19 protein-coding genes are annotated in these 21,804 nt (G+C 50.4%); 11 read left to right on the plus strand and 8 right to left on the minus strand.

Features of this window, described 5'->3' with window-relative positions:
• The first annotated feature begins 130 nt into the window (after nucleotides 1-130).
• From IPM52_00565 to IPM52_00580, 4 genes are all read left to right on the plus strand, one after another.
• Nucleotides 131-784 carry an oxidoreductase gene (locus IPM52_00565; GenBank protein ID MBK9290119.1) on the plus strand — a complete coding sequence of 218 codons (654 nt, stop codon included), beginning with the start codon at nucleotides 131-133 and terminating at the stop codon, nucleotides 782-784.
• 247 nt (nucleotides 785-1,031) lie between these two features.
• A complete protein-coding gene (locus IPM52_00570) occupies nucleotides 1,032-2,483 on the plus strand; it encodes a MiaB/RimO family radical SAM methylthiotransferase (GenBank protein MBK9290120.1) in 1,452 nt (483 codons plus the stop codon).
• On the plus strand, nucleotides 2,480-3,766 hold the full coding sequence (gene mtaB / locus IPM52_00575) for a tRNA (N(6)-L-threonylcarbamoyladenosine(37)-C(2))-methylthiotransferase MtaB (protein ID MBK9290121.1): 1,287 nt from the start codon (nucleotides 2,480-2,482) through the stop codon (nucleotides 3,764-3,766). Before IPM52_00570 ends, mtaB begins: the two co-directional genes overlap by 4 nt.
• Before the next feature lie 101 nt (nucleotides 3,767-3,867).
• Nucleotides 3,868-4,122, plus strand: a complete 255-nt coding sequence (locus IPM52_00580; protein MBK9290122.1) for a 30S ribosomal protein S20 — start codon at nucleotides 3,868-3,870, stop codon at nucleotides 4,120-4,122.
• A 99-nt stretch (nucleotides 4,123-4,221) separates the two neighbouring features.
• Here the strand turns inward: IPM52_00580 and IPM52_00585 are convergent, their stop codons facing one another.
• The 4 genes from IPM52_00585 to IPM52_00600 form a co-directional block, all read right to left on the minus strand.
• Complete coding sequence (locus IPM52_00585) at nucleotides 4,222-6,321, minus strand: TonB-dependent receptor (GenBank protein MBK9290123.1); 2,100 nt, start codon at nucleotides 6,319-6,321, stop codon at nucleotides 4,222-4,224.
• A gap of 69 nt (nucleotides 6,322-6,390) precedes the next feature.
• Nucleotides 6,391-8,817: a TonB-dependent receptor gene (locus IPM52_00590; protein MBK9290124.1), complete on the minus strand. Its 2,427-nt coding sequence runs from the start codon at nucleotides 8,815-8,817 to the stop codon at nucleotides 6,391-6,393.
• Between the two features lie 122 nt (nucleotides 8,818-8,939).
• Nucleotides 8,940-11,426: a primosomal protein N' gene (gene priA / locus IPM52_00595; protein MBK9290125.1), complete on the minus strand. Its 2,487-nt coding sequence runs from the start codon at nucleotides 11,424-11,426 to the stop codon at nucleotides 8,940-8,942.
• Nucleotides 11,427-11,483: 57 nt separating this feature from the next.
• Nucleotides 11,484-12,704, minus strand: a complete 1,221-nt coding sequence (locus IPM52_00600) for a DUF5103 domain-containing protein (GenBank protein ID MBK9290126.1) — start codon at nucleotides 12,702-12,704, stop codon at nucleotides 11,484-11,486.
• A 297-nt stretch (nucleotides 12,705-13,001) separates the two neighbouring features.
• On the opposite strand from IPM52_00600, the gene IPM52_00605 reads away from it, so the two are divergent.
• The 7 genes from IPM52_00605 (at nucleotide 13,002) to IPM52_00635 (ending at nucleotide 19,983) form a co-directional block, all read left to right on the plus strand.
• On the plus strand, nucleotides 13,002-14,351 hold the full coding sequence (locus IPM52_00605; protein MBK9290127.1) for a Na(+)-translocating NADH-quinone reductase subunit A: 1,350 nt from the start codon (nucleotides 13,002-13,004) through the stop codon (nucleotides 14,349-14,351).
• 36 nt (nucleotides 14,352-14,387) lie between these two features.
• Nucleotides 14,388-15,536 (plus strand): NADH:ubiquinone reductase (Na(+)-transporting) subunit B, encoded by a 1,149-nt coding sequence (locus IPM52_00610; GenBank protein ID MBK9290128.1) that lies wholly within the window; start codon nucleotides 14,388-14,390, stop codon nucleotides 15,534-15,536.
• A 25-nt stretch (nucleotides 15,537-15,561) separates the two neighbouring features.
• Entirely contained in the window at nucleotides 15,562-16,299 is a 738-nt protein-coding gene (gene nqrC, locus IPM52_00615; GenBank protein ID MBK9290129.1) for an NADH:ubiquinone reductase (Na(+)-transporting) subunit C, read from the plus strand.
• Between the two features lie 2 nt (nucleotides 16,300-16,301).
• A complete protein-coding gene (locus IPM52_00620; protein MBK9290130.1) occupies nucleotides 16,302-16,955 on the plus strand; it encodes an NADH:ubiquinone reductase (Na(+)-transporting) subunit D in 654 nt (217 codons plus the stop codon).
• 26 nt (nucleotides 16,956-16,981) lie between these two features.
• The gene (nqrE, locus tag IPM52_00625) at nucleotides 16,982-17,599 is read left to right on the plus strand and encodes an NADH:ubiquinone reductase (Na(+)-transporting) subunit E (protein MBK9290131.1); all 618 of its coding nucleotides are present in this window, start codon (nucleotides 16,982-16,984) and stop codon (nucleotides 17,597-17,599) included.
• Between the two features lie 23 nt (nucleotides 17,600-17,622).
• Nucleotides 17,623-18,885 (plus strand): NADH:ubiquinone reductase (Na(+)-transporting) subunit F, encoded by a 1,263-nt coding sequence (locus IPM52_00630; protein ID MBK9290132.1) that lies wholly within the window; start codon nucleotides 17,623-17,625, stop codon nucleotides 18,883-18,885.
• A gap of 87 nt (nucleotides 18,886-18,972) precedes the next feature.
• Nucleotides 18,973-19,983: an FAD:protein FMN transferase gene (locus IPM52_00635; GenBank protein ID MBK9290133.1), complete on the plus strand. Its 1,011-nt coding sequence runs from the start codon at nucleotides 18,973-18,975 to the stop codon at nucleotides 19,981-19,983.
• 19 nt (nucleotides 19,984-20,002) lie between these two features.
• Here the strand turns inward: IPM52_00635 and IPM52_00640 are convergent, their stop codons facing one another.
• The 4 genes from IPM52_00640 to IPM52_00655 are packed head-to-tail and all read right to left on the minus strand — an operon-like array spanning nucleotide 20,003 to nucleotide 21,796.
• Nucleotides 20,003-20,200, minus strand: coding sequence for a membrane or secreted protein (locus IPM52_00640; protein ID MBK9290134.1), 198 nt, complete (start codon nucleotides 20,198-20,200; stop codon nucleotides 20,003-20,005).
• A gap of 30 nt (nucleotides 20,201-20,230) precedes the next feature.
• Nucleotides 20,231-21,004, minus strand: a complete 774-nt coding sequence (locus IPM52_00645) for an RNA methyltransferase (protein ID MBK9290135.1) — start codon at nucleotides 21,002-21,004, stop codon at nucleotides 20,231-20,233.
• A 51-nt stretch (nucleotides 21,005-21,055) separates the two neighbouring features.
• The gene (locus IPM52_00650; GenBank protein ID MBK9290136.1) at nucleotides 21,056-21,505 is read right to left on the minus strand and encodes a 50S ribosomal protein L9; all 450 of its coding nucleotides are present in this window, start codon (nucleotides 21,503-21,505) and stop codon (nucleotides 21,056-21,058) included.
• Nucleotides 21,506-21,523: 18 nt separating this feature from the next.
• Nucleotides 21,524-21,796, minus strand: coding sequence for a 30S ribosomal protein S18 (locus IPM52_00655; GenBank protein MBK9290137.1), 273 nt, complete (start codon nucleotides 21,794-21,796; stop codon nucleotides 21,524-21,526).
• Nucleotides 21,797-21,804 lie beyond the last annotated feature (8 nt).

The raw sequence follows: 21,804 nt of genomic DNA on the forward strand, positions 1-21,804 counted from the left end.
CGTGTTTGGTTAAGCGGCTTTCAATGCTCAAACATATGAAAAGGAGTCCATATTTTGTTTAATTTTGCCGCCCGGCACAAAAATAAGCTTTACAAGCGCATAATCAGCCATTTACAACTATTACAACTGCATGAAAACTGATAATTTGCACCAGGTAATTTCGCTCAGGCACCTCACCGAAAGTGCATATGTTGTGCGAATGACACGCAGGGGCCTGCGTTTCAGGGCTGGCCAGCATATCCTGCTTGGCAAAGCCGGCAGCATCCACAACCGGGAGTATTCGGTGTACAGCGGCGAAAATGACGACTACTTTGAAGTACTAATCAAGGAGGTTGAAGAAGGACTGGTAAGTAAGCAACTCAAAAAACTCAAAGCCGGCGAGATGGTGCAGATCGAAGGCCCCCTGGGCTTTTTCACCATACCCGACGAAAATATCGCAAAGTCGAAGTTTCTGTTCATTGGCACAGGTACGGGCATCGCACCATTTCACAGCTTTGTAAAGAGCTATCCCAACATCGAATACACCTTGCTGCATGGCGTGCGATATGGTTACGAAGCTTACGACCGGCATGAATACGAATCCGGAAGGCATGTTTTATGCACCAGCGGCGATAAATCAGGAGATTTCCATGGCAGGGTCACAGCATGGCTTAATCAAAATCATATTGAAACAGATACCCAGTGCTATTTGTGCGGTAATTTCAATATGATTCACGAAGCCTTCGAAATTCTTGAGAAAAAAGGTGTACCCCCTTCAAACGTACATGCCGAGGTGTATTTTTAACCTGCTTTCTGGTTCGGTTTACCATTGATTTACAGACTCTTTGGATTTGTCGTTTCTTTAAAAACCAAAAATGCGATTCTAACAGAATGAACCCATACTTCGTACCAAAGGCAAATACAGCGCGATTAATCAACAAATACCTCAGACCTGAATCAACGAAAACACTTAAAAAACTTACCACTACCCATAGCTCCGGAATGAATCAGCTATTATTACTAAAAAATTCACATCAAGAACCTATCACACAATGAAATACCACCTGATCTCGCTGGGCTGCCAGATGAACCAATCCGATACCGAACGGGTGCGCACTGTGCTCGGAGGAATGGGATTTTCGGAAACTGAGCACGAAAACGAGGCTTCTATTCTGGGCATTATTGCCTGTTCGGTCCGGCAAAAGGCGATCGACAAAGTATATACGCGCATTGACAAGTGGAACAGGATGAAGCACCAGAAAAGCCTGCTCACCTTTGTTTCAGGATGTATCCTTCCTGCCGACAGGGAACGGTTTCTGAAGCTCTTCGACCTGGTTTTTCCCATGAGCGAATTGCCCGAGCTGCCGAATATGATCAGTCAGTACGGCATTGTAACTCCGGCTGGTCTGCTGCACCAGGATGCCGAACGCCAGCCGGCTACGACTGTGGAGCAGCGTGCAGAGGCATCGTCGCTGCTGCAGGCTGCAAAATCCGGCGCCTCTGTGCTCAAAGGTATCAACCTGAATCCAGCGGCCGGAATCGATGAATTCTGGCATGTTGAACCCACCTATACATCAGGTTTTGAGGCATTTGTGCCTATTCAGAATGGTTGCGACAAGTTTTGTACTTTCTGTGCCGTCCCCTACACCCGCGGTCGCGAGGTTTCGAGGCCTTCGGAAGAAATTCTGGCCGAAGTGGAAAACCTTATTGCACGGGGCTTCAAAACCATTACCCTGCTTGGTCAGAATGTCAACTCATACGGCCTCGACAAAGGAGGTAAGGAGATCAGCTTTGCCGAACTCCTCAGGCGGATCGGGCGGCTTGGTGAGCAAACAGGAAAGGATTTCTGGGTCTATTTCACCTCGCCTCATCCGCGCGACATGACCGACGAAGTGATCGAAGTGATTGCACAATACCCTGTGCTGGCCAAGCAAATCCACCTGCCACTGCAATCGGGCGACGACACCGTGCTGCTCCGCATGAACCGCAAACACGGCATCGACCGCTACCGCCATATCGTGCTCACGATTCGCAGGCTGATTCCTCAGGCTACATTGTTTACCGACATCATCGTCGGATTCACGGGCGAGACCGAAGAGCAGTTTATGAACACCATCAGGGCTTTCGACGAGTTCCGCTACAATATGGCATACATTGCCCAGTATTCGGTGAGACCGGGTGCGGCCAGCGCCCGCTGGGACGACGATGTACCCAAAGCCGTTAAAAAGGAGCGTTATCACCGCCTTACCGAGGTGCTTATGAAACACGCTTACGAATACAACCAGCAACTTATCGGACAGACCCTCAAGGTTCTGGTTCGTGGAAACGACCGCAAACCGGGTTACCTTTCCGGCCATACCGAAGGCAAGCTGGTCATTCGTTTCCGGTCGGACGACCAGTCGCTCGTAGGTAATTTTATTCATGTAAAGATAAGCTCGGCAATGCCACTTTCGCTCGAGGGCGAGCTGGTTACGGTTGAAACGGAAAAACCTCTGGTGGCATGAAAAAGATAGCGTTTAAAACACTGGGCTGCAGGCTCAACCAGTTCGAGACCGACGCGCTGGCTTCACGCTTTCACTTCGGGAGCTATCAGGTGGTCGATTTTGAAGATCAGGCCGATGTGTATGTGGTGAATACCTGTACCGTAACCAACCAAAGCGATCAGAAGTCGCGCCAGACCATCCATCAGGCCCGCAGGCGCAATGCCGATGCCCTGGTAGTGGTCACTGGATGCATGGCCAACAACTATAAGGAATCGCTGCTCGAATCGAAAGCCATCAACTATGTGGTTGATAACGAGCGGAAAGCAGCCATTTATTCCATCATCGAAGAGCATTTCAGGGGGCAGGCGCCCGATCCGGAAGGCTTCGATGTGGATGTGTTCAGCTACGAAACGGCAACGCACACCTTCCATACCCGCAGCATGATTAAGATTCAGGATGGTTGCGACAATTTCTGTACGTTTTGCATCATTCCCAAGGTGAGGGGCAGGGCAACAAGCCGCCCCCAGGACGAAATTCTCGACAACATCCGTCAGGTGCTCGACCATGGCTTCCGCGAAGTGGTGCTCACAGGCGTCAATATCGGGCGTTATGAACATCAGGGGGTGAATTTTGAGCAGCTTGTTGAGCGAATTCTTGAACTTCCCGGCGATTTCAGGGTGCGCATCAGTTCTATCGAACCCGACGGCTTCAGCCATCGCTTCCTCGAACTCTTCGATCATCCTAAGCTCACACCGCATCTTCATCTTTGCCTGCAGAGCGGCTCTGAGGCTGTGCTGCTTCGCATGCGTCGCATGTACACCGCCCGCGAGTTCAGGCAAATTGCCGAAACCCTGCGCAGCCGTTACCCCAATTTCAACCTGACCACCGATATCATTGTCGGTTTTCCGGGCGAAACAGAGGAAGAGTTCGAACAAACCGTCCAAATGGCCAGGGAATTGAAATTCAGTCATATACATACTTTCAAATACTCCGTGCGCAATGGTACACGAGCCGAACGTATGCCCGGTCAGGTGAGCGAAAAGGTGAAAAATCAACGCAGCGAAATCATCCGGGGTATTGCCCTTCAAAATAAACGCGACTACTATACCTCTATGCTCGGACAAACCCAGAGGCTGTTGGTCGAGAGAATATCCGACCAGTTTGTGGCCAGAGGATACGGGCAGCATTACATCCCCATCAGGGTGGAACATGCAGAGCAACTCATTCGAAACCAGTTTGTTGACGTACGACTCGATCGCATCTTCGAGGCCGAAGAACCGGAAGTGGTGGCTACATTGATCTGATCAGATACAACACAATAATTTTTATGCAATAAGATTGTTGTGTTGATTATTTGCTTACCTTTGCAGCCCAAAACGATTTCAGAACATTAAGCTTAAATCAAATGGCAAACCACAAATCATCTATCAAGCGTATCCGCCAGAGCAATGCAAGAAGGTTGCACAACAGGTATTACGCCAAAACTATGCGAAATGCCCTGAAAAGGTTCAGAAGTCTGACCGAGAAGTCGGAAGCCGAAGCCTTGCTGCCTAAATTGCACTCGATGATTGATAAGTTGGCCAAGCGCAACATCATTCACAAGAACAAAGCCGGCAACCTGAAGTCGAAGACGATGAAGCAGCTTACCAGGATGGCCTAAGCGAAAAACAGATCAAGATAAGAAGCCTCAGCTCTCACAAAGAGCTGAGGTTTTTTGTTTTTGGTCTGAGCTATTGCAGGATTTCGACGGCTACACCCATTAGTTCCCCAGCCTGATCAAGCTGCCGGCTTCAATGTGCCTGGGCATTCCCGGATAGTAGTAGCGCGGGTTGCGCTGGCCGGGGGCATTCACAAGAATCATGGAGGCATAGCGGGCATTTGTCAGGTTGTTTGCCTGGAGGTAAAATTCCAGCCCGGTACGTTTCCATTTGGCCGACCACGCTGCGCGTGCATGTAGGAGTGTATAGGAGGTGCTGTAGCGGGTATTGGCATCGTTCATGGCCATTTTTCCGGTGTATTCGCCCAGCAGATTGAGGGAAATGCCGGATTGATGACGCAGCTCGATCATTGAGTTCAGGGTGATTCGCGGAATGCCCGGGATGTTTCGTCCGGCATGGTTAACACCCCGGTCTTCGAAGTCCAGAAACCTGTAAAGGCCTGCGGCAAAGGTGTTTTTCCATTTGAGGTGGAGCAGGTTTGTGCCGGTAAAATCAGTAAGGTTGAGCACAGTAGTAATTTCGGCTCCGCGGTGAAGGGCTTTGCCGGCATTTCTGCCAATCCAGCGGTCGGCATCAATGCGCTCGGCCACAAGCAGGTGGCGGATGTGCATGCTGAAAAACACCAGTTCGGCAAAAAAAGTATTGTTCGGGGTAAGCATCCGCAAGCCGATGTCGATGGTGCGGCTTTGTTCGGGGCGGATATCCGGATTCAGCATGCCCTCGGAGTCGAGGGTTTCGCTGAGGGGCGGGGGCGAAAATCCATGGCTGAAAGAGCCAAATATACTGAACCTTTTATCAAAGCTGTGATTGGCAGCCAGACGTGGTGAGAAAACTGTGCCTGTAAGGTAAGTGTCTGATATTTCACGGTTTAGCACGACCGATCGGTTGAAGAATGTGTTTTTCAGCTGTTGCACGTACAGTCCGGCACTCAACAGGGTTCGCCCGCGGCTTGCATCGGCCTGAAGAAACATGGCCATGGAGCGAATGTTTTCCTTGTTGCGGCTGATGGAATCGCCGATCGAACCCAGTCCGTCGGTATTGCGGAAGTTGACAAAGCCCACTTTTTCGACAAAACCTTCCAGGCCAGCAGAAAATTCCATTTTGGTCTGGTCGAGCAACAGCGGCCGTGTTACCTGAATCTTTATCCCGCCCAGTCGCCTGTTTTCGAAAAAATTATCGAAAGGCCGGAGTTCTTCTTCATGGGTCAGGTGACCATAAAGGGTGGTTTTCAAAACCAGTTCGTCCTCAAATTTCCATATCGAGCTGAGGCCACCCAGCACCCGGTTCCCGTCTTCATAGCCTTTGGTGTTTTTCCAGTTGGTGGCTGCTGCATGCGGATTGTTGCTGAATGTGGCGCTGTCGATGGAGCTCGGGATATACGATTTGAGTTTTTGTGCAATGAGGGTGCTGCGAAGCTGATGTTTGTTACTGATATTGAGCGTTGTGGCATAACCGGCAAACAACCTGCTGTGGCTGTTGTTTTCGCGCCAGCCCTCGGCTGAGCCTGCCGAAAGGAGCAATCGGTGATGGTTCTTCGATTCACCTGTTGTGAACAGTCCGGCAAGGCCTTGCTGACCGTAACTGCCTGCCGAAAGGCGAAGGCTGGCTCCGGTTCCTGCGGGCTGATCAGGTATAGTGCGCAACATAATGGCGCCTCCCAGGCTGCCTCCGTGTGCCATGGTGGTAGGGCTGCGCATCACTTCGGCCTGCGAGGCAAAGGCCGGATCGATGTATTCCACCATGCTGTATCCCGAGCCATTGGTGAGCGGCACCTCGTCGATCCAGCTGCGCAAACGTCCGGTGGCATACGGAACGCGCGCACCTATCCCCCTGATAGTGATGCGGTTGGTATTGAGTGTCCCCTGGTGGGCATATACCCCTGGAGCAATATGGAGCACCGCCGGCAAACCTTTGCCTTCGTGAAGCCTGATTTCGGATGCCGTAATGAGACTCACCGCAACAGGATATTCCATCAACAGGCTGCGGCTTCCAAAAGTAGTTACAACCACTTCCTCGAGCCAGCTTTGCTTTGTAGTGTCTGCAACTAATTGAATGTCAGTCGGAAATACTTCCTGGCTTTGTGCAAGATAGCCTAATCCAATTAGGAGGTGCATCAGTAGCCCATGCCTGAACGTTTTCATTAAGCAATAGGTTTACAAATACAACGGACTGGCAAGATAAGTGTTTATGATGGCAGAAGATTTGCAGGCTTAGAATTCCATCATGAATTCATCATTCTCCATCCTGCGTTCTGGTGCCCGGCGTTTCTGCTGGTTGATGCGGTAGTTAAAATTCACCGTAACCACTGTTTTTGTCCACTGAAACTCTGTTTTTGAATAGAAATTATCCTCAAAAGTTTCGAAGGCCCATTTGCGTGTACCGAAGATGTCGCGAACGTTCAGGGTAATGGTTCCCATGTTTTTCAGCACATCTTTGCTGATGCCTGCATCGGCGCCAAAGGAAGGTAGCCTGTTTCCCTGCGGGGTTTTGGCTTTACCCTGGTAGTTGAGCGAAAGCTGCGCGTCGAGTCCCTTTTTGACGTTGGCCCTGGCCATAAGGCGGCCGGTCCACGAAAAGTCTTCCACATCGTACACCTTGTTCTGAAACTCACCCTGGGTAACGGCCCTGAAGAAATTCAGGCTGCCATTCAGGTTGAGCCACTTGCTAACCGAACCCATTCCAATGATTTCCAGACCGGTATCGTCGCGTTTGGCAAAGTTTTGCGGTCCGGCAAAGGTGATTCCCGTGCTGTCGACCCTTTCCACCCTGATGAACACATCGTTGCTCTGCCGGTAGTAAGCGTTCACGTTGATGTTACCCTTTTTGAAAAAGCGCAGGTAGCCAAGCTCATAGGCATTGGTGTAAACAGGCCTGAGGTTGGGATTTCCCGACATGATGAAGCGGTTGTCGGTAATGGTCCGGAATGGGTTGAGCTGCCAGAAACCCGGCCGGCGGATGCGCCGGCTGTAGCTGGCCTGAATGCTGTTGGTTGGATTAAATTTATAGGTAAGGTGCCCACTGGGGAAAAAGTCAAGGTAATCCCGTGCATTGGTTTCGTTGGTCTCGAGCAGTTTGGTGTTGATATCGGTAAACTCCGACCTCAGGCCCATCTGATACGAAAACTTGTTCAGCTCGTTGGCGTGCAGCACATAAGCGGCAAGAATGTTTTCGCTGTATTCGAAGATGTTGGAGAAATCGGGTAGTTTCTCAAATACACCGGCATCCGAGCGGGTTTCGACCAGGTAGTCGTTCGATACGAAGCGGTTCTGATAACGGATTCCTGTTTCCACCTTTGATTTACTGCCAAGGGGTTGCACATAATCGGCCTGTGCCTGCAACGAACTGTTTTTCTGGTAGGTCGAAACGCGTTGAAACAAGTCGTCGGGATAGGGCAGGGTGGGAGCCAGCTGCACACTTTCCACAATGGTCGAACTTTCGTCGGTCAGGTTGTTGTTGTATCGCAAACTTGCCGAGAAGAGCTGGTCTTTCCGGTCGAACTGGCGCCTGAGGTCGAAGGCGTATTCAAATGCGGGATTTGCCGATTTTTGCTCTTCTTTTCGCATCGATTGTCTGAAAAGATTGTCGTCGGTGTAGTCAAAATAGGTTACGGTTGAAGGGTTTTTTCCATCGGAGGCCCTCAACATGATACTGTTGGAGATGTTGGTTTTCGGATTCAGGGCATAGTCGGCACCAATGCGTATGGTGTTGTTGAGCGCTTTGCGGATGCGTTCGGCTTCCTGACGCGTGGCTATATCGAGGTTGTAAAGTTCGCGGTACACTTTTCCGCCACCTCTGTTTTCGTTGTAGTTGATGTTGTAATTGGCAAACAGATTTACTTTTTTGAAGCGGTAGTTAAAATTTAATCCCAGGCCACCTTGCAGGGGATAGCCTGCATTGAGGTCAATGGAGCCGTTGTAGCCTTTGCGCCTGTCTTTTTTCAGGACAATGTTGATGATGCCCGAGCTGCCTTCGGCCTCATATCGCACGGAGGGATTGGTAATCACTTCGATGCGTTCGATCATATCGGCCGAGATCGACCGGAGCGCGTTGCGGTTGTCGTTGCCTGTGAGGCTCGACATCTTTCCGTCGATCAGAATGCGCACGCCATCATCGCCCCGCAGGCTGACATTGCCATCAATATCCACGGTTACCGAAGGAATGCTCTCGAGCACTTCCACCGCATTGGATGCCTTGGTCGAAATGTCGCGACCGATATTAAACACCCGCTTGTCGAGGGTCATCTCGACCGTGGAGCGCTCGGCAACTACCTCCACCTCCGACAGAATTTTTTCATCCGGACTTAGCCACAGGCTTCCGAGGTCGCGCAGCTGTGTGGTGCGCTGAAGCTGCACATTGCTGATGGTCACCGGCTGGTAGGCGATAAACTGCACATTTATATAATAGGTGCCGGGTTTCAGTTTGATGTCGAATGTGCCATCGGCACCGGTAATGCCGCCGGTAACAAAACTCGAGTCGGCCTGGTTGTAAACCATCACCGTGGCATATTCAAGTCCTTTGCTTGTGGACTTGTCGAGCACCTTGCCCCGCAGTCCGCTTTCGGCAGCCTCTGGATTGTTTGATAGCAAGGTAAAAGCGAACAGCGAGATAAATAATGTTAGCAATGTTGTTTTGCGCATGCTTATTTGGTTAAGTGCATTGAATACAAACAGATGGTGATATTGTTCAAGGGTGTTAAACATGCGGTCATGGGCGGCCTATTCCCGGCACGAATCCGCAGTTTGGTTTTTTTAACAATTGCTCAGTAAGGATCCACGTCAATCTGTACACGAACCTGTTTGAATTCGGCTGTCTTTTGCAAGCTGGCCGTGGCAGAGGCGATGGCGTGTTTGGTTTCGGCCGGGTTTTCGTGGCGGGGGATTTTTATCAGAAATTGTTTGATATACAGGTTTCTGATGCGCGAAACCACAGGATATTCCGGGCCAAGAATCTGGAAGCTGATGAGCTTGCGCAATTCGTTGTTCAGCACAAAAGCCGCCTGATTAAGGGTGTTTGAGTCTTTGTGAAGCAGGCGCAACTCGATGAGTCTGAAATAAGGCGGGTAGTTGTGTTGTTTTCGCTGCACAAGTTGCTGATTGGTAAACTCTTCGTAAGCGTTGTAGATCACGTACCGGAAAATCTCGTTTTTCGGCCTGTAGGTCTGTATCACCACCCAGCCTTCGTTGTTTTTTCGGCCGGCCCTGCCGCTCACCTGTGCCATGAGCTGAAAACTGCGTTCAAAAGCCCGGAAATCGGGGTAGCTGAGCAGGTTGTCGGCATTGAGTATTCCCACCAGGTTTACGCGGTCGAAATCTAAACCCTTGGTAACCATCTGGGTACCTGTGAGTACGTCGGTTTTTCCTTTGCCAAAATCGTCGAGGATCTGTTGAAAGGCGTGCTTCGACCGGGTGGTGTCGAGGTCCAGTCGGGCTATACGCAATCCGGGCATCATCAGTCCCAGTTCTTCTTCCACCTTTTCGGTGCCAAAGCCCTGCATCTCGAGGGCGGTGCTGTGGCATTCCGGGCACTGCTGGGGCACTTCGCGTGCATAACCACAGTAATGGCAGCGAAGCATGTTTTGTTTTTTGTGGTACACCAGGCTCACGTCGCAGTTGCGGCACTCGGGCACCCAGTTGCACTGGCTGCATTCGATGCGCAGCGAAAACCCCCTTCTGTTCTGAAACAGAATGGCCTGTTGCCCGGTTTTGATGGTCTCGCCGAGTTTCTCCAGCAGCACTGAACTGAAATGTGAGCGCAGGGTTTTGCGCCTTTGCTCCTCACGCATGTTCACCACAATGGTCTGTGGTAGGCTGAAACCGCCGTAGCGTTCACGCAGCTGCACAAGGCCATAGCGACCGCTTTTTGCATTGTACCATGTTTCGAGCGAAGGTGTAGCCGAACCAAGCAACACGTTGGCTCCGAATAACTTGCCGAGCACAATGGCGGTGTCGCGCGCATGATACCGGGGAGCGGGATCGTATTGTTTATAGGAGTGGTCGTGTTCCTCGTCCACAATCACCAGCCCGAGATTTGTGTATGGCAGAAAAAGTGCTGAGCGCGGGCCGACGATCAGCCTGCGCGAAGCCGGGTCATCGGCACGCAGCACACCGCGCCAGAGCTCTGCGCGTTCCCCTGTGGTATATCTGGAGTGATACACGCCCAGCATATCGCCGAAATATTTTTTCAGGCGCTGGATGATCTGTGTGGTGAGGGCGATCTCGGGCAAAAGGTAAAGCACCTGCCTGCCCGAACTCAGCACTTCATCTATGAGTTTGATGTAAATCTCTGTCTTTCCGCTCGAAGTCACCCCATGAAGCAGGCACACATCTTTCTGACCGAAAGCTTCTTTCACCTGATCATAGGCTTGTTGCTGTGCCTGCGAAAGGGTGATGTTCCCGGCTTCGGCGGTCTTGCCGAACTGTTCAAGCCGGCTGACGGTTTTATGTTCAATAATCAGTACACCTTTCTCGGCAAGTGATTTTACCTGTGCCGGGCTTGCCCCGCTAAGCTCTGCAATGCGTCCAAGCTCTATTCCGATGGCTTCTCCGGCCGGAAATCTGGTCTCACGCAGGTAAACCATCATCACTTCCAGTTGCTTGTAGGCTCGCCTGGCCAGCTGGTTCAGCAGCTCAGAAAGTTTTTCCTCATCATGGTATGCTTCGCTTAACCTGACGAATGCTTTCTTTTTGGGCACTTCTTTCTGCTCCAGTTCTTCTTCCATGATCAGGTATTTCTTCTCGATCATGGTCTTCAGCAAGGGCATTACCTTTTTGAAACCAACAATGCGGCTCACTTCATCCACTGTAAGCCTGGGCTGGGTTTGCAAGGCCTCAGTCAGGAGGTATTCGTTGTCGCTCAGAGCTGATATATCTGCCTCAAATTCAGGGTGAAGCATCACTTTTGCTTCGCTGCTCAAACGAAGCGCCGAGGGCAAGGCAGCCACCATGAGTTCGCCCGGATGACATACATAATACGATGAAATCCAGTCCCAAAATCTGAACTGCACAGGGGTGACCACTTCCTGTTCGTCAAGAACGCCCATGATATACTTCGGCGTGACCCCCTGCGGGATACGGTTGTGAATTTCGCGCACCAGGGCCGCCATGATTTTTCGCTTGCCAAACTGAACAACCACCCTGCAACCGGGTTTTACCAAACCAACCATATCGCGTGGCACACGGTAGGTGAAAAAACCCGGCAGCGGCAGCGGAACCACCACATCAGCAAATAGCACCAAACTGTCTTCCATCAGCAGATTGCTGTTTTCTAAATCATTTCATAGGTTCGTTTCATTGTCCGGATGATGCTAATGGGCATCTGTCAAAGCATAACCCGCTATTTGATCATAGGCCGTGCCGGGTTGCCTGAAATAAAGAATCATGGTGTATTTGTTCTGGGTGTCCCAAAAACTTCCCTCCGATTCCATGGTGCTGGTGCTTCCTGTTTGTTTGTCGCGCAGCACATACAGATAGTTGTAATAGCCTTGCTTGAGAAACAGGCTGAGTTCATAGCCCCGCAACCCGAAGTTGTAAGTCATCCTGTTCCGGTCGTTCAGCTGCCAGTCGTTGAGTTGTCCTGTCACGTATATTTCATCGTGGGTCAGCGGCGGATCCCAGGGCAGAAAAAACTCTACCCAGGCATAGTCTCCTTCTATATCGGTATTTTGGTCTTGTCGGGCGCGGATCAGTCGGCGGCCGTTGAGGTCGGGTTCCGATTTGTACACCTGCCTGTTGCGCCGGGTATCAGGCCATAAACGTACCAGAAAACCATCGTGTTGTTGTATGATGCGTTGTATCCGTTCCGACTGGTAGCGGTAACTTTTCATGTCGAAATTTCTCCACTGATTGGCGCCCTCGAAGGTGGTTTCGCGAACGTACTCAAAAGTCATCCGCCCGGGCACGACGTGCGATGGCTTCAAACCTGTCACTGCATTGTCGCGGCGGTTGTTCTGGAGGATATCGAGGCTGAAGGCATCTGCCGGGATGCCCGAAAAACGTGCCGGCAGGCTGATCGAAATGTCGAGCATCTGGTGGGTGCGGTTAAGCCCGGCCTGGCGGGTATTCTGGGCAACCGAGGCCCTGATGGGTATCATAGGGTCGATCACCCAAAAACGTCTGCTCAGAATCAGGTTTGGCGCCGAGGGTGTTCCGCGATAAACAACCAACAGATAGTTGCCGGATAGCCTCGGCCTGAGCTGACTGCCCGGAAAACTGAGTTTGTAGTGCACATAGGGCGTCAGGGTGTTGAGCGAAAAGGCATAATCGGTTATTCGGTCGTCGGTAAAACCCTCGATGTATTCCTGCGGCCTGAGCGCGGAGGGTGTCCAGTCGCGATTGCAATGAATGATGGTGTAGTCGAAAATATAGGCCATATCGCCCAGCATATCGAAGGCCAGCGTGAGGCTGCCGGCTTCGTCGGTCCGAAGCACAGGGTCGGAAAGCGGATCATCGCCCCGGTAAAATTGCACCGATTGTATCTCAGGCAGATAGTTGTGATCATCATAAACCAGGTCTTGCGCGCTGAGCATGGAAGTGTTAAAAAAAGCTAAAAGCCCCGCGAGCCAAAAAAGAAATTTTTCTTTGATTGTTAATAGTTTCACGCAAAAAACAGCTTTATAACCATGCAAAGATATACGGATATTGAAATGCAGGGCCTGAGGGGATTTTCAGAAAATCTGTGCGAAAAGCAAGGCCTTGACTTGCGTCAAACAAATGCTTGATATAAAGCCGCATTGCAATACTTTTTTTGTTGCCGTTAATATGCAAACAACACACGATAATTGCTTTTCTTTGCAAATGTTTTCAAAACATATATCAAGGTAGATATGTCGAATGTTATCAAGATCAAAAAGGGGCTGAATATCAACCTTATAGGTGAAGCGGAAAAGGTTGTGCGAAGTCACAGCTCCGAGGTGTACGCCCTCAAGCCCACCGACTTTATCGGTGTTTTTCCGCGCATGCTCGTCAAAGAGGGTGATGAGGTAAAGGCTGGTACGCCCCTGTTTCTCGACAAATATCGTGAGGACATTGTGTTCACTTCGCCGGTGAGCGGACGGGTGAAAGAAGTCAAAAGGGGTGCCAAGCGTGTGCTTCTCGAAGTCAAGATCGAAAGCGACGGCAAGTTCAGCTCGCTCGATTTCGGATCTGCCAATCCGCTTGAACTCGGCCGCGAAGGCGTCATCGAAAAATTGCTCAGGAGCGGCCTGTGGGCATTCATCCGCCAGCGGCCTTACTCGGTAATTGCCAATCCAAAAGACAAACCAAAGAGCATTTTCATCTCCACCTTCGATACTGCGCCCCTGGCGCCCGACAACGATTTCATCGTTCACGGTCAGGGTGAAGCGTTTCAGGCAGGCCTCGACGCATTGAGTGTGCTCACTTCAGGCAAGGTGCATCTGAATATTGATGCCAATGCCACCCACTCTAAAGTGTTTACCAACTCCAAGCGGGTGCAGATCAACCAGTTCGCCGGGCCTCATCCTGCCGGCAATGTGGGAGTTCAGATCAACAAGCTCGACCCCATCAACAAGGGTGATGTAGTCTGGTACCTCTATCCCCAGGATGTAATCAATATCGGCAAGCTCTTCCTCACCGGGCAGTACGACTCCACCAGAATCATCGCCCTTACCGGATCGGAAGTGCTCAAACCAGCCTATTACAAAACACATATCGGTGCCAGCATCGAAAGTCTGGTTAAAGACAATGTAGCTCCGGGGCACAAACGTTTCATCAGTGGCAATGTGCTCACTGGTAAAAAGGTTGAGCTCGATGGTTTTGTCAGCTTCTATCACACCCAGGTCACTGTTATTCCCGAGGGCGATTATTACGAATTTCTCGGCTGGGCACTGCCCGGCTTTAACAAATTCAGTGTATCGCGCACATTTCCGAGCTTCCTGTTTCCCTCCAGAAAATACAGGCTCGACACCAATCTGCATGGGGGCGAACGTGCTTATGTGATGACAGGCCAGTTCGAGAAAGTGTTCCCTATGGACATTTACCCGCTGCAGCTGATCAAAGCCATCCTGGTAGAGGATATTGACCTGATGGAAAATCTGGGTATCTACGAAGTGGATGAAGAAGATTTCGCCCTGTGCGAAGTGATCGACACATCCAAGACCAATATTCAGGAAATTGTGCGCCGCGGCCTCGACCTGATGCGCAAAGAAATGAGCTAAAACAGCATTTGTTTCATACCATAAATCATCTGGATCATGAAATTTTTACGCGACTTCCTCGACAAACAGAAACCCCACTTTTCGAAAGGCGGGCGTTTCGAAAAACTACACTCCACTTTCGACGCTTTCGAAACTTTTCTCTTTGTTCCGAACAAAGTGGCCACCAGCGGTGCCCATATCCGCGATGCAATCGACATGAAACGCACCATGATCATGGTGGTGCTGGCCATGATTCCTGCTCTGTTGTTTGGCATCTGGAACGTTGGCTACCAGCACTTTCTGTCGCATGGCGTGCAAGCCGATTTCTGGCAGATTGTGGGTTTTGGCCTGAGCAAGGTGCTCCCCATTATCATAGTCTCCTACGTCACCGGTCTGGCCATTGAGTTTGCCTTTGCTCAGGTTCGTCATCACGAAGTGAACGAGGGTTTCCTCGTGTCGGGTATGCTCATCCCGCTGGTCATGCCACCGGATGTGCCACTTTGGATGGTGGCTGTGGCCACCGCATTTGCTGTCATTATCGGGAAAGAGGTGTTTGGCGGCACAGGGATGAACATCCTCAACCCGGCCCTTACCGCCCGTGCATTCCTGTTTTTTGCTTACCCTGCCCAGATGTCGGGCGACAAGGTGTGGATTGCTGAAAAGGCTGATGCCTATTCAGGTGCAACAGCTTTAGGTCATCTGCTTGTGGGTGAAGTAGATAAAATACCATCCTTTGCGGATATGTTCTTCGGATTTATACCCGGCAGCATAGGCGAAACAAGCACCCTGGCCATCCTGATCGGTGCGGTTATTCTGGTTGCCACAGGTGTGGGTAGCCTGCGCATCATGTTGTCGGTAGTGGCTGGTGGGCTCTTCATGGGATATGTGTTCAACCTGATCGGCTACAACGACTATATGCGCCTGCCCGCCTATTATCACCTGGTGATGGGGGGCTTTGCATTTGGTACGGTTTATATGGCTACCGACCCGGTATCGGCAGCGCAAACCAATATCGGAAAACTGTGGTACGGCTTCTTCATTGGCGTGATTGCCGTGCTGATCAGGGTTTTCAACCCCGCTTATCCCGAGGGCATGATGCTTGCCATCCTGCTTATGAATGTCTTTGCTCCCCTCATCGACCATTACGTGTTGCAGTCGAATATCAAAAAGCGCCTGAAACGTGCAAAAGCAGCTGTTGCAGCCTGAGGTGAAAAATTAAAACAAAGAAGATATGTACAGCAATTCTTACATTTTCCGCTATGCTGGCATCATGGTCATCGTTGTGGCTGCAGTGCTCTCGGCTGCTGCCATGTTGCTGAAGCCACTGCAGGAGCGCAACGAAGCCGTGGACAAGATGATCAGCATCCTCAGAGCAGCAGGTTATGATGATGTGAACGCTGGCAATGCGATTGAGTTGTTCAACAACACCATCACCAACATGATTGTCATCAATCAGGATGGAGAAGTGGTGGATGATTACACCGGCCCCGGCAAAGAAAACTCCAGGGCATTCAAGATCAACCTGAAAGAGCAATTGTACAACAAATCGGTCAACCGGCCTTTCGAGCTGCCGCTTTTCAAAGCCAGCAAAAACGGCGAAGTGATCTACATTATCCCGATGAGGGGTGTAGGACTTTGGGGTCCCATCTGGGGCAACATTGCCCTGCGCGAAGATTTCAACACCGTCGTTGGCGTAACCTTTGGTCACAAGTCGGAGACCCCCGGACTGGGTGCAGAAATCGTTGAGCCCCTTTTCACGGAACATTTTCCCGGAAAACAGCTCTTCGACGAAAGCGGCAATTTTGTGTCCATCAGGGTTGTCAAAGGCGGAGCTGCCACGCTGGGTGCCGAAATGCAAAACCATGCGGTGGATGCCATTTCCGGTGGGACGATCACCAGCAATGGTGTCAGCGACATGATTCGCAATGTATTGGAAAGTTATGAACCGTTTATCAAAAAACTCGGATAACCATGAGCGCTGCCAAAGAAAAAGAACCCTTGTTTTCGGCTAAAAACCGCAAACTTCTTACTAACCCGATCAACCTGAATAACCCGATTACCGTACAGGTGCTCGGGATCTGCTCTGCACTGGCCGTGACAGCCAAGCTCAAACCCGCATTTGTCATGGCGCTCTCAGTAATTGTTGTTACGGCGTTCTCCAATCTGATTATCTCGCTCCTGCGCAATGGTATTCCACCCCGCATACGTATCATTGTCCAGCTTGTGGTCATTGCCTCGCTCGTTATCCTGGTCGACCAGGTACTCAAAGCCTATGTCTATGATGTGAGCCGTCAGCTCTCAGTTTTCGTAGGGCTGATCATCACCAACTGTATCATCATGGGTCGCCTCGAGGCATTTGCTATGGGCAACAAACCATGGCCCTCGCTGCTCGATGGTATCGGCAACGGATTTGGATACGGTCTGATTTTGTTGATTGTGGGTTTTGTGCGCGAGCTGTTCGGCTCGGGTACAATCTGGGGTTACCATGTCATCCCCCAGGCTTTCTACGAAATGGGCTACCGCAACAACGGCTTTATGATCCTGCCGCCCATGGCACTCATCATCGTAGGCGTCATCATCTGGATCCAGCGCTCGCGCAACCCCGAACTCGTTGAAGAAAAGTAATCGCTAACCGGAAAAACCAACAAACCATGCAAGAACTATTAAGCATATTCGTCAAGTCGATCTTTGTTGACAACATGATCTTCGCCTACTTCCTGGGCATGTGCTCCTATCTGGCAGTGTCGAAGACTGTGAACACATCGGTCGGACTTGGAATCGCGGTAATTTTTGTGCTGGGCATCACCGTTCCGGTGGATTATCTGCTCAACGACTACGTGCTCAAACCCGGTGCGCTCACCTGGGTCAGCGCCGATTTTGCCGACGTGGATCTGAGCTTTCTGAGCTTCATTGTCTTTATCGCTGTCATCGCTTCCATGGTACAGCTGGTCGAGATGGTAGTCGAAAAGTTCAGCCCTGCACTCTACTCCTCACTGGGTATCTTTTTGCCCCTCATCGCTGTGAACTGCGCCATTCTGGGTGGTTCGCTATTTATGCAGGAGCGTGAATATCAGAGTCTTGCCCAGGCCACAGCCTTTGGTCTCGGATCGGGTATTGGCTGGTTTCTGGCCATCGTAGGCATAGCTGCCATCCGCGAAAAGATACGTTACTCTCATATCCCGGCACCGCTGCGCGGACTTGGGATCACTTTTATCATCACCGGACTCATGGGCATTGCCTTCATGAGCTTCCTTGGAATTAAACTGTAATCGTAACCCCTAAGCAGGATAACATGACACTTTTAGTTACCGGAACAGGAACTGTGATCATCGTCAGCATCGTTTTCTTTTTGACGGTGATATTACTCCTGGTGGGCCTTTTGCTGTATGCCCGAAAAAAGCTTACCCCACAGGGCAAAGTAAAAATTATCATCAACGACGATAAAGAGCTGGAGGTCGACCCGGGTTCGACCCTGCTATCCACACTTTCGGCAAACAAAATCTTTTTGCCCTCGGCCTGTGGTGGTGGTGGCACCTGTGCCATGTGCAAATGTCAGGTGTTCGAAGGAGGCGGAAGCATACTGCCCACCGAAACAGGCTACTTCTCCCGCAAGGAGCAGCAAAACCACTGGCGGCTGGGCTGTCAGGTAAAGGTGCGCGAAAACATGCGCATCGGGGTGCCACCTGAAGTATTCGGCATCAAAAAATGGGAATGCGAGGTCATCTCCAACCGCAATGTGGCCACCTTTATCAAAGAATTTGTGGTGAAACTGCCCGAAGGCGAAACCCTCGACTTCCTCTCCGGTGGATACATCCAGATTGATGTCCCTAAGATTGAAGTGGATTTTGCAAAAGATATATATGTCGAAGAAGAGTATCGCGACGAATGGGATAAGTACAAGATGTGGGACCTCAAGATGAAAAACACCGAAGAGCAGTTCCGCGCCTACTCCATGGCCAACCATCCGGCCGAAAACAATATCGTGATGCTCAATGTGCGCATTGCCACCCCGCCATGGGATCGCAAAACCAATAGTTTCATGAAGGTAAACCCGGGTGTGTGCTCTTCGTACATCTTCTCGCGCAAGCCCGGCGACAAGGTGATGGTTTCGGGACCTTACGGCGAATTCCATATCAAAAAAACCAATCGCGAGATGATGTTCATCGGCGGTGGCGCCGGCATGGCCCCCATGCGCTCACACATCTTCCACCTTTTCCACACCGAAAAGACAAGCCGCAAAGCTACCTTCTGGTATGGCGGCCGCTCGCTGCGCGAACTCTTCTATATCGAAGACTTCCGCAATATCGAAGCCAACTTCCCGAATTTCAAATTCTACGTAGCCCTGTCCGAACCCAAACCCGAGGACAACTGGACCGGCTACACAGGCTTTATTCATCAGGTAATTATGGATAACTACCTTAAGCAACATCCCGAACCTGAGGAAATTGAATATTACCTCTGTGGACCGCCTATGATGAATGCCGCCGTATTCAAAATGCTCGACGAGCTGGGCGTGCCCAAAGAAATGATTGCCTTCGACGATTTCGGAGGTTAAATTTACAGAGACCAGCCCATGGGCTGGTCTTTTCTTTTTAGTGATTTATCGGTTGTTCTCCGTATCTTTGGTTGTTATTCCAAACCTATGACCAAAATCAAGCCGTCAATCTTTCTTGCCTTTGCCACGCTCCTGTTTGCTCTTTCATGCAGGCAAAGCCCGGAAATGAAGAAAATTGTGCTCCAGGGCGAAACCCAGGGCACCTATTATGCAATTACCTATTACGACCCACAAGGGCGCAATTTTCAGGACAAAGTTGATTCCGTGCTCACCGTAATTGATAACTCCCTCTCGCTTTGGATTGATAATTCTATCATCTCAAGAATAAACAGAGGCGATACTTCAGCGGTTCCGGATGACCATTTCATTTATAACTTCCTGCTTTCGAAAGAGGTAAGCGCAGCCACCGACGGATATTTCGATTTTACCATCGGGCCGCTGGTGAGTGCATGGGGGTTTCATCGCAGGAATAAGATGGAAATGACCCCGCAGACCATCGACAGCTTGAAAAGCCTGGTGGATTTCAGAAAAGTGCGCATCGAAAACAATCGAGTGGTGAAAGACGACCCGCGCATCAGTTTCGATTTTAATGCCGTTGCCCAGGGCTATACAGTTGACCTGATAGCTGAACTTTTCGATGGCCTGGGTGTCCAACATTTTATCATCGACATTGGAGGTGAAATTGTAGCCCGGAACCATAAACCCGATGGAAGCCCGTGGCGTGTGGGTATTGAAACTCCTGCCGGATCGAAAGACGATGAGCGCAAGATTGAAACAATCATTACACTTGAAAACAAAGGGCTGAGCACCTCCGGAAGTTATCGCAAATATTTTGAGCAGGATGGCAGGCGCTACTCGCACAGCATCGATCCAACAACGGGATATCCCGTACAGCACAACCTGATGAGCGTGACCGTACTGGCCGAAAATGCTGCCCTGGCCGACGCCTATTCCACGGCTTTTATGGTCATGGGAATGGAAAAAGCAATGGAGATCATACCTTTTCTTGGCAACATCGAGGCTTTCTTCATTTACTTCGAGGACGGACAGTATAAAACAAAAGCGACCCCTGGGATGGAGTCGCTGATAGTTGAATAAACTTTTTCGAACCGAAGGCCTATTGTTCGGCAAGTGATTTGTTTTCGCAGCTGTTGGCTCCGCCACCACAACTGCAACCTATTTTCTGTCCGTTCACATCCACACTGGAGCATTGCTTTTTGAATTCACCGTTTTTCTGGAAGAACATCTTAATGGCAATACCCGCCATTCCAAGGCCAATGAGTACAACGCTGAGCAAAATTATTTTTAGAAACATGGGATGGTATTTTCTGCAAAGTTACTTCTTTTAACGTTTCAAAGCTGTTTTTGTTCTGCTAAACTCGGCAAGCAATATGGCTGCAGCTATGCCTGCATTGAGCGATTCAGCCAGGCTGTCGGCTGCCCGTGGTATGGTCAGCCGGAGGTCAAGGTTTCGCTGCAGCTCAGGCCGTATGCCGTGCGACTCACTTCCGATCACAAGCAAGGCGCCTTCTGGTTTGATCGGGGCTTCATAAATCGATTTTCCATCCATTACAGCTCCGTATATAATGGCATTTTGCAGCCTGGCCTGTTGGATAACGGCAGTGGAATCGGTGCGGATAATGTGGCTGCGGAAGAGCGAACCCATTGCGCTTTGCACCACCTTTGGCTGCCAGGGATCGGCACTGTCGGGTGAGCAAAAGATGTGCTTTACCCCAAACCATTCGGCAGTGCGTACGATCGTTCCCAGATTGCCCGGATCGGCAATCCCGTCGAGCAAAAGGCAGATGTTTTCGTCGAACCTCAATCCATCGGATGAGTATTCGGGGATCCGGCATTCGGCCAGGATGCCCGGTGGAGTTTGCATCTGGCTGATCTGCTGCATTTCGCGCTCGCGAACCACATGCACTTTGTCGCCAAAACGCGATAACCAGCGGTGAGCCGATTGGGCCTCGGTGCAGTAAACCGAAACGGTGTCGACCCGACTGTGCACAAGTTCGGATACCGATTTAACTCCTTCGGCCACAAAACGCCTGGTTTCGTTCCTGTAGCGGCTATCACCAAGCCGCCTCAGGTGTTGTATCTGCGCACGTGTCAACATAAAAAAAGCCCGGATTTCATCGTCCGGGCCAAAGTTAGGTTTATTGTGTCCTTATTCGGCAAATACTTCAAAATCAATCTCGAACTGCACTTCCTTGTGCAATTTGATCTTGGCTTTGTAATTGCCCAGTTCCTTAACGCTTTCTTCGTTGAGATGGATCTTTTTGCGGTCGATCTCAATGTTGGTGGCTTCTTTGATGGCGTTGGCAATCTGTACGGCGTTTACCGAGCCAAAGATCTTGCCGGATGCACCAGCCTTGGCAGGAATGCGGAGCGAAAGACCTTCGAGCGCTTTGGCTACCACCAGAGCTTCGTTTTTGATTTTTTCGGCTTTGAAAGCTTGCTGACGCTTGAGTTCGGCAAGGACTTTGCGGTTAGTTTCGTTGGCAATTACAGCCAGTCCTCTGGGAATGAGATAGTTGCGTGCGTAACCATCTTTTACTGTTACGATGTCGTGGGTAAATCCCAGATTTTCGACGTCTTGTTTAAGAATGATTTCCATGTCTTATTCCTCCGGCTTTTATTTAAGTAAGTCAGCAACATAAGGCATGAGGGCCAGATGACGGGCACGCTTTACAGCCTGAGCTACCTTTTTTTGATACTTGGTTGAGGTTCCTGTGATGCGGCGGGGCAAGAGCTTACCCTGCTCGTTCACGAATTTGAGAAGAAAATCGGCATCCTTGTAATCAATGTACTTGATGCGGTTTTTCTTGAAGCGGCAATACTTTTTCTTTTTGGTATCAACCGCGATGGGGGTCAAATATTTGATTTCGGTACTTCCTTGTTGTGCCATTGTTCAGA

The organism is Bacteroidota bacterium (assembly GCA_016715945.1).
Classification (GTDB): domain Bacteria; phylum Bacteroidota; class Bacteroidia; order Bacteroidales; family F082; genus JALNZU01.

Coding starts and splice junctions, on each gene's coding strand:
- IPM52_00580 (MBK9290122.1), top strand. CDS start 3,868: ATGGCAAACCACAAATCATCTATCAAGCGTATCCGCCAGAGCAATGCA.
- IPM52_00650 (MBK9290136.1), bottom strand. CDS start 21,505: ATGGAAATCATTCTTAAACAAGACGTCGAAAATCTGGGATTTACCCAC.
- IPM52_00590 (MBK9290124.1), bottom strand. CDS start 8,817: ATGCGCAAAACAACATTGCTAACATTATTTATCTCGCTGTTCGCTTTT.
- IPM52_00600 (MBK9290126.1), bottom strand. CDS start 12,704: ATGCTCAGCGCGCAAGACCTGGTTTATGATGATCACAACTATCTGCCT.
- IPM52_00570 (MBK9290120.1), top strand. CDS start 1,032: ATGAAATACCACCTGATCTCGCTGGGCTGCCAGATGAACCAATCCGAT.
- mtaB (MBK9290121.1), top strand. CDS start 2,480: ATGAAAAAGATAGCGTTTAAAACACTGGGCTGCAGGCTCAACCAGTTC.
- IPM52_00610 (MBK9290128.1), top strand. CDS start 14,388: ATGAAATTTTTACGCGACTTCCTCGACAAACAGAAACCCCACTTTTCG.
- IPM52_00620 (MBK9290130.1), top strand. CDS start 16,302: ATGAGCGCTGCCAAAGAAAAAGAACCCTTGTTTTCGGCTAAAAACCGC.
- IPM52_00645 (MBK9290135.1), bottom strand. CDS start 21,004: ATGTTGACACGTGCGCAGATACAACACCTGAGGCGGCTTGGTGATAGC.
- IPM52_00640 (MBK9290134.1), bottom strand. CDS start 20,200: ATGTTTCTAAAAATAATTTTGCTCAGCGTTGTACTCATTGGCCTTGGA.
- nqrE (MBK9290131.1), top strand. CDS start 16,982: ATGCAAGAACTATTAAGCATATTCGTCAAGTCGATCTTTGTTGACAAC.
- IPM52_00565 (MBK9290119.1), top strand. CDS start 131: ATGAAAACTGATAATTTGCACCAGGTAATTTCGCTCAGGCACCTCACC.
- priA (MBK9290125.1), bottom strand. CDS start 11,426: ATGGAAGACAGTTTGGTGCTATTTGCTGATGTGGTGGTTCCGCTGCCG.
- IPM52_00655 (MBK9290137.1), bottom strand. CDS start 21,796: ATGGCACAACAAGGAAGTACCGAAATCAAATATTTGACCCCCATCGCG.
- nqrC (MBK9290129.1), top strand. CDS start 15,562: ATGTACAGCAATTCTTACATTTTCCGCTATGCTGGCATCATGGTCATC.
- IPM52_00605 (MBK9290127.1), top strand. CDS start 13,002: ATGTCGAATGTTATCAAGATCAAAAAGGGGCTGAATATCAACCTTATA.
- IPM52_00630 (MBK9290132.1), top strand. CDS start 17,623: ATGACACTTTTAGTTACCGGAACAGGAACTGTGATCATCGTCAGCATC.
- IPM52_00635 (MBK9290133.1), top strand. CDS start 18,973: ATGACCAAAATCAAGCCGTCAATCTTTCTTGCCTTTGCCACGCTCCTG.
- IPM52_00585 (MBK9290123.1), bottom strand. CDS start 6,321: ATGAAAACGTTCAGGCATGGGCTACTGATGCACCTCCTAATTGGATTA.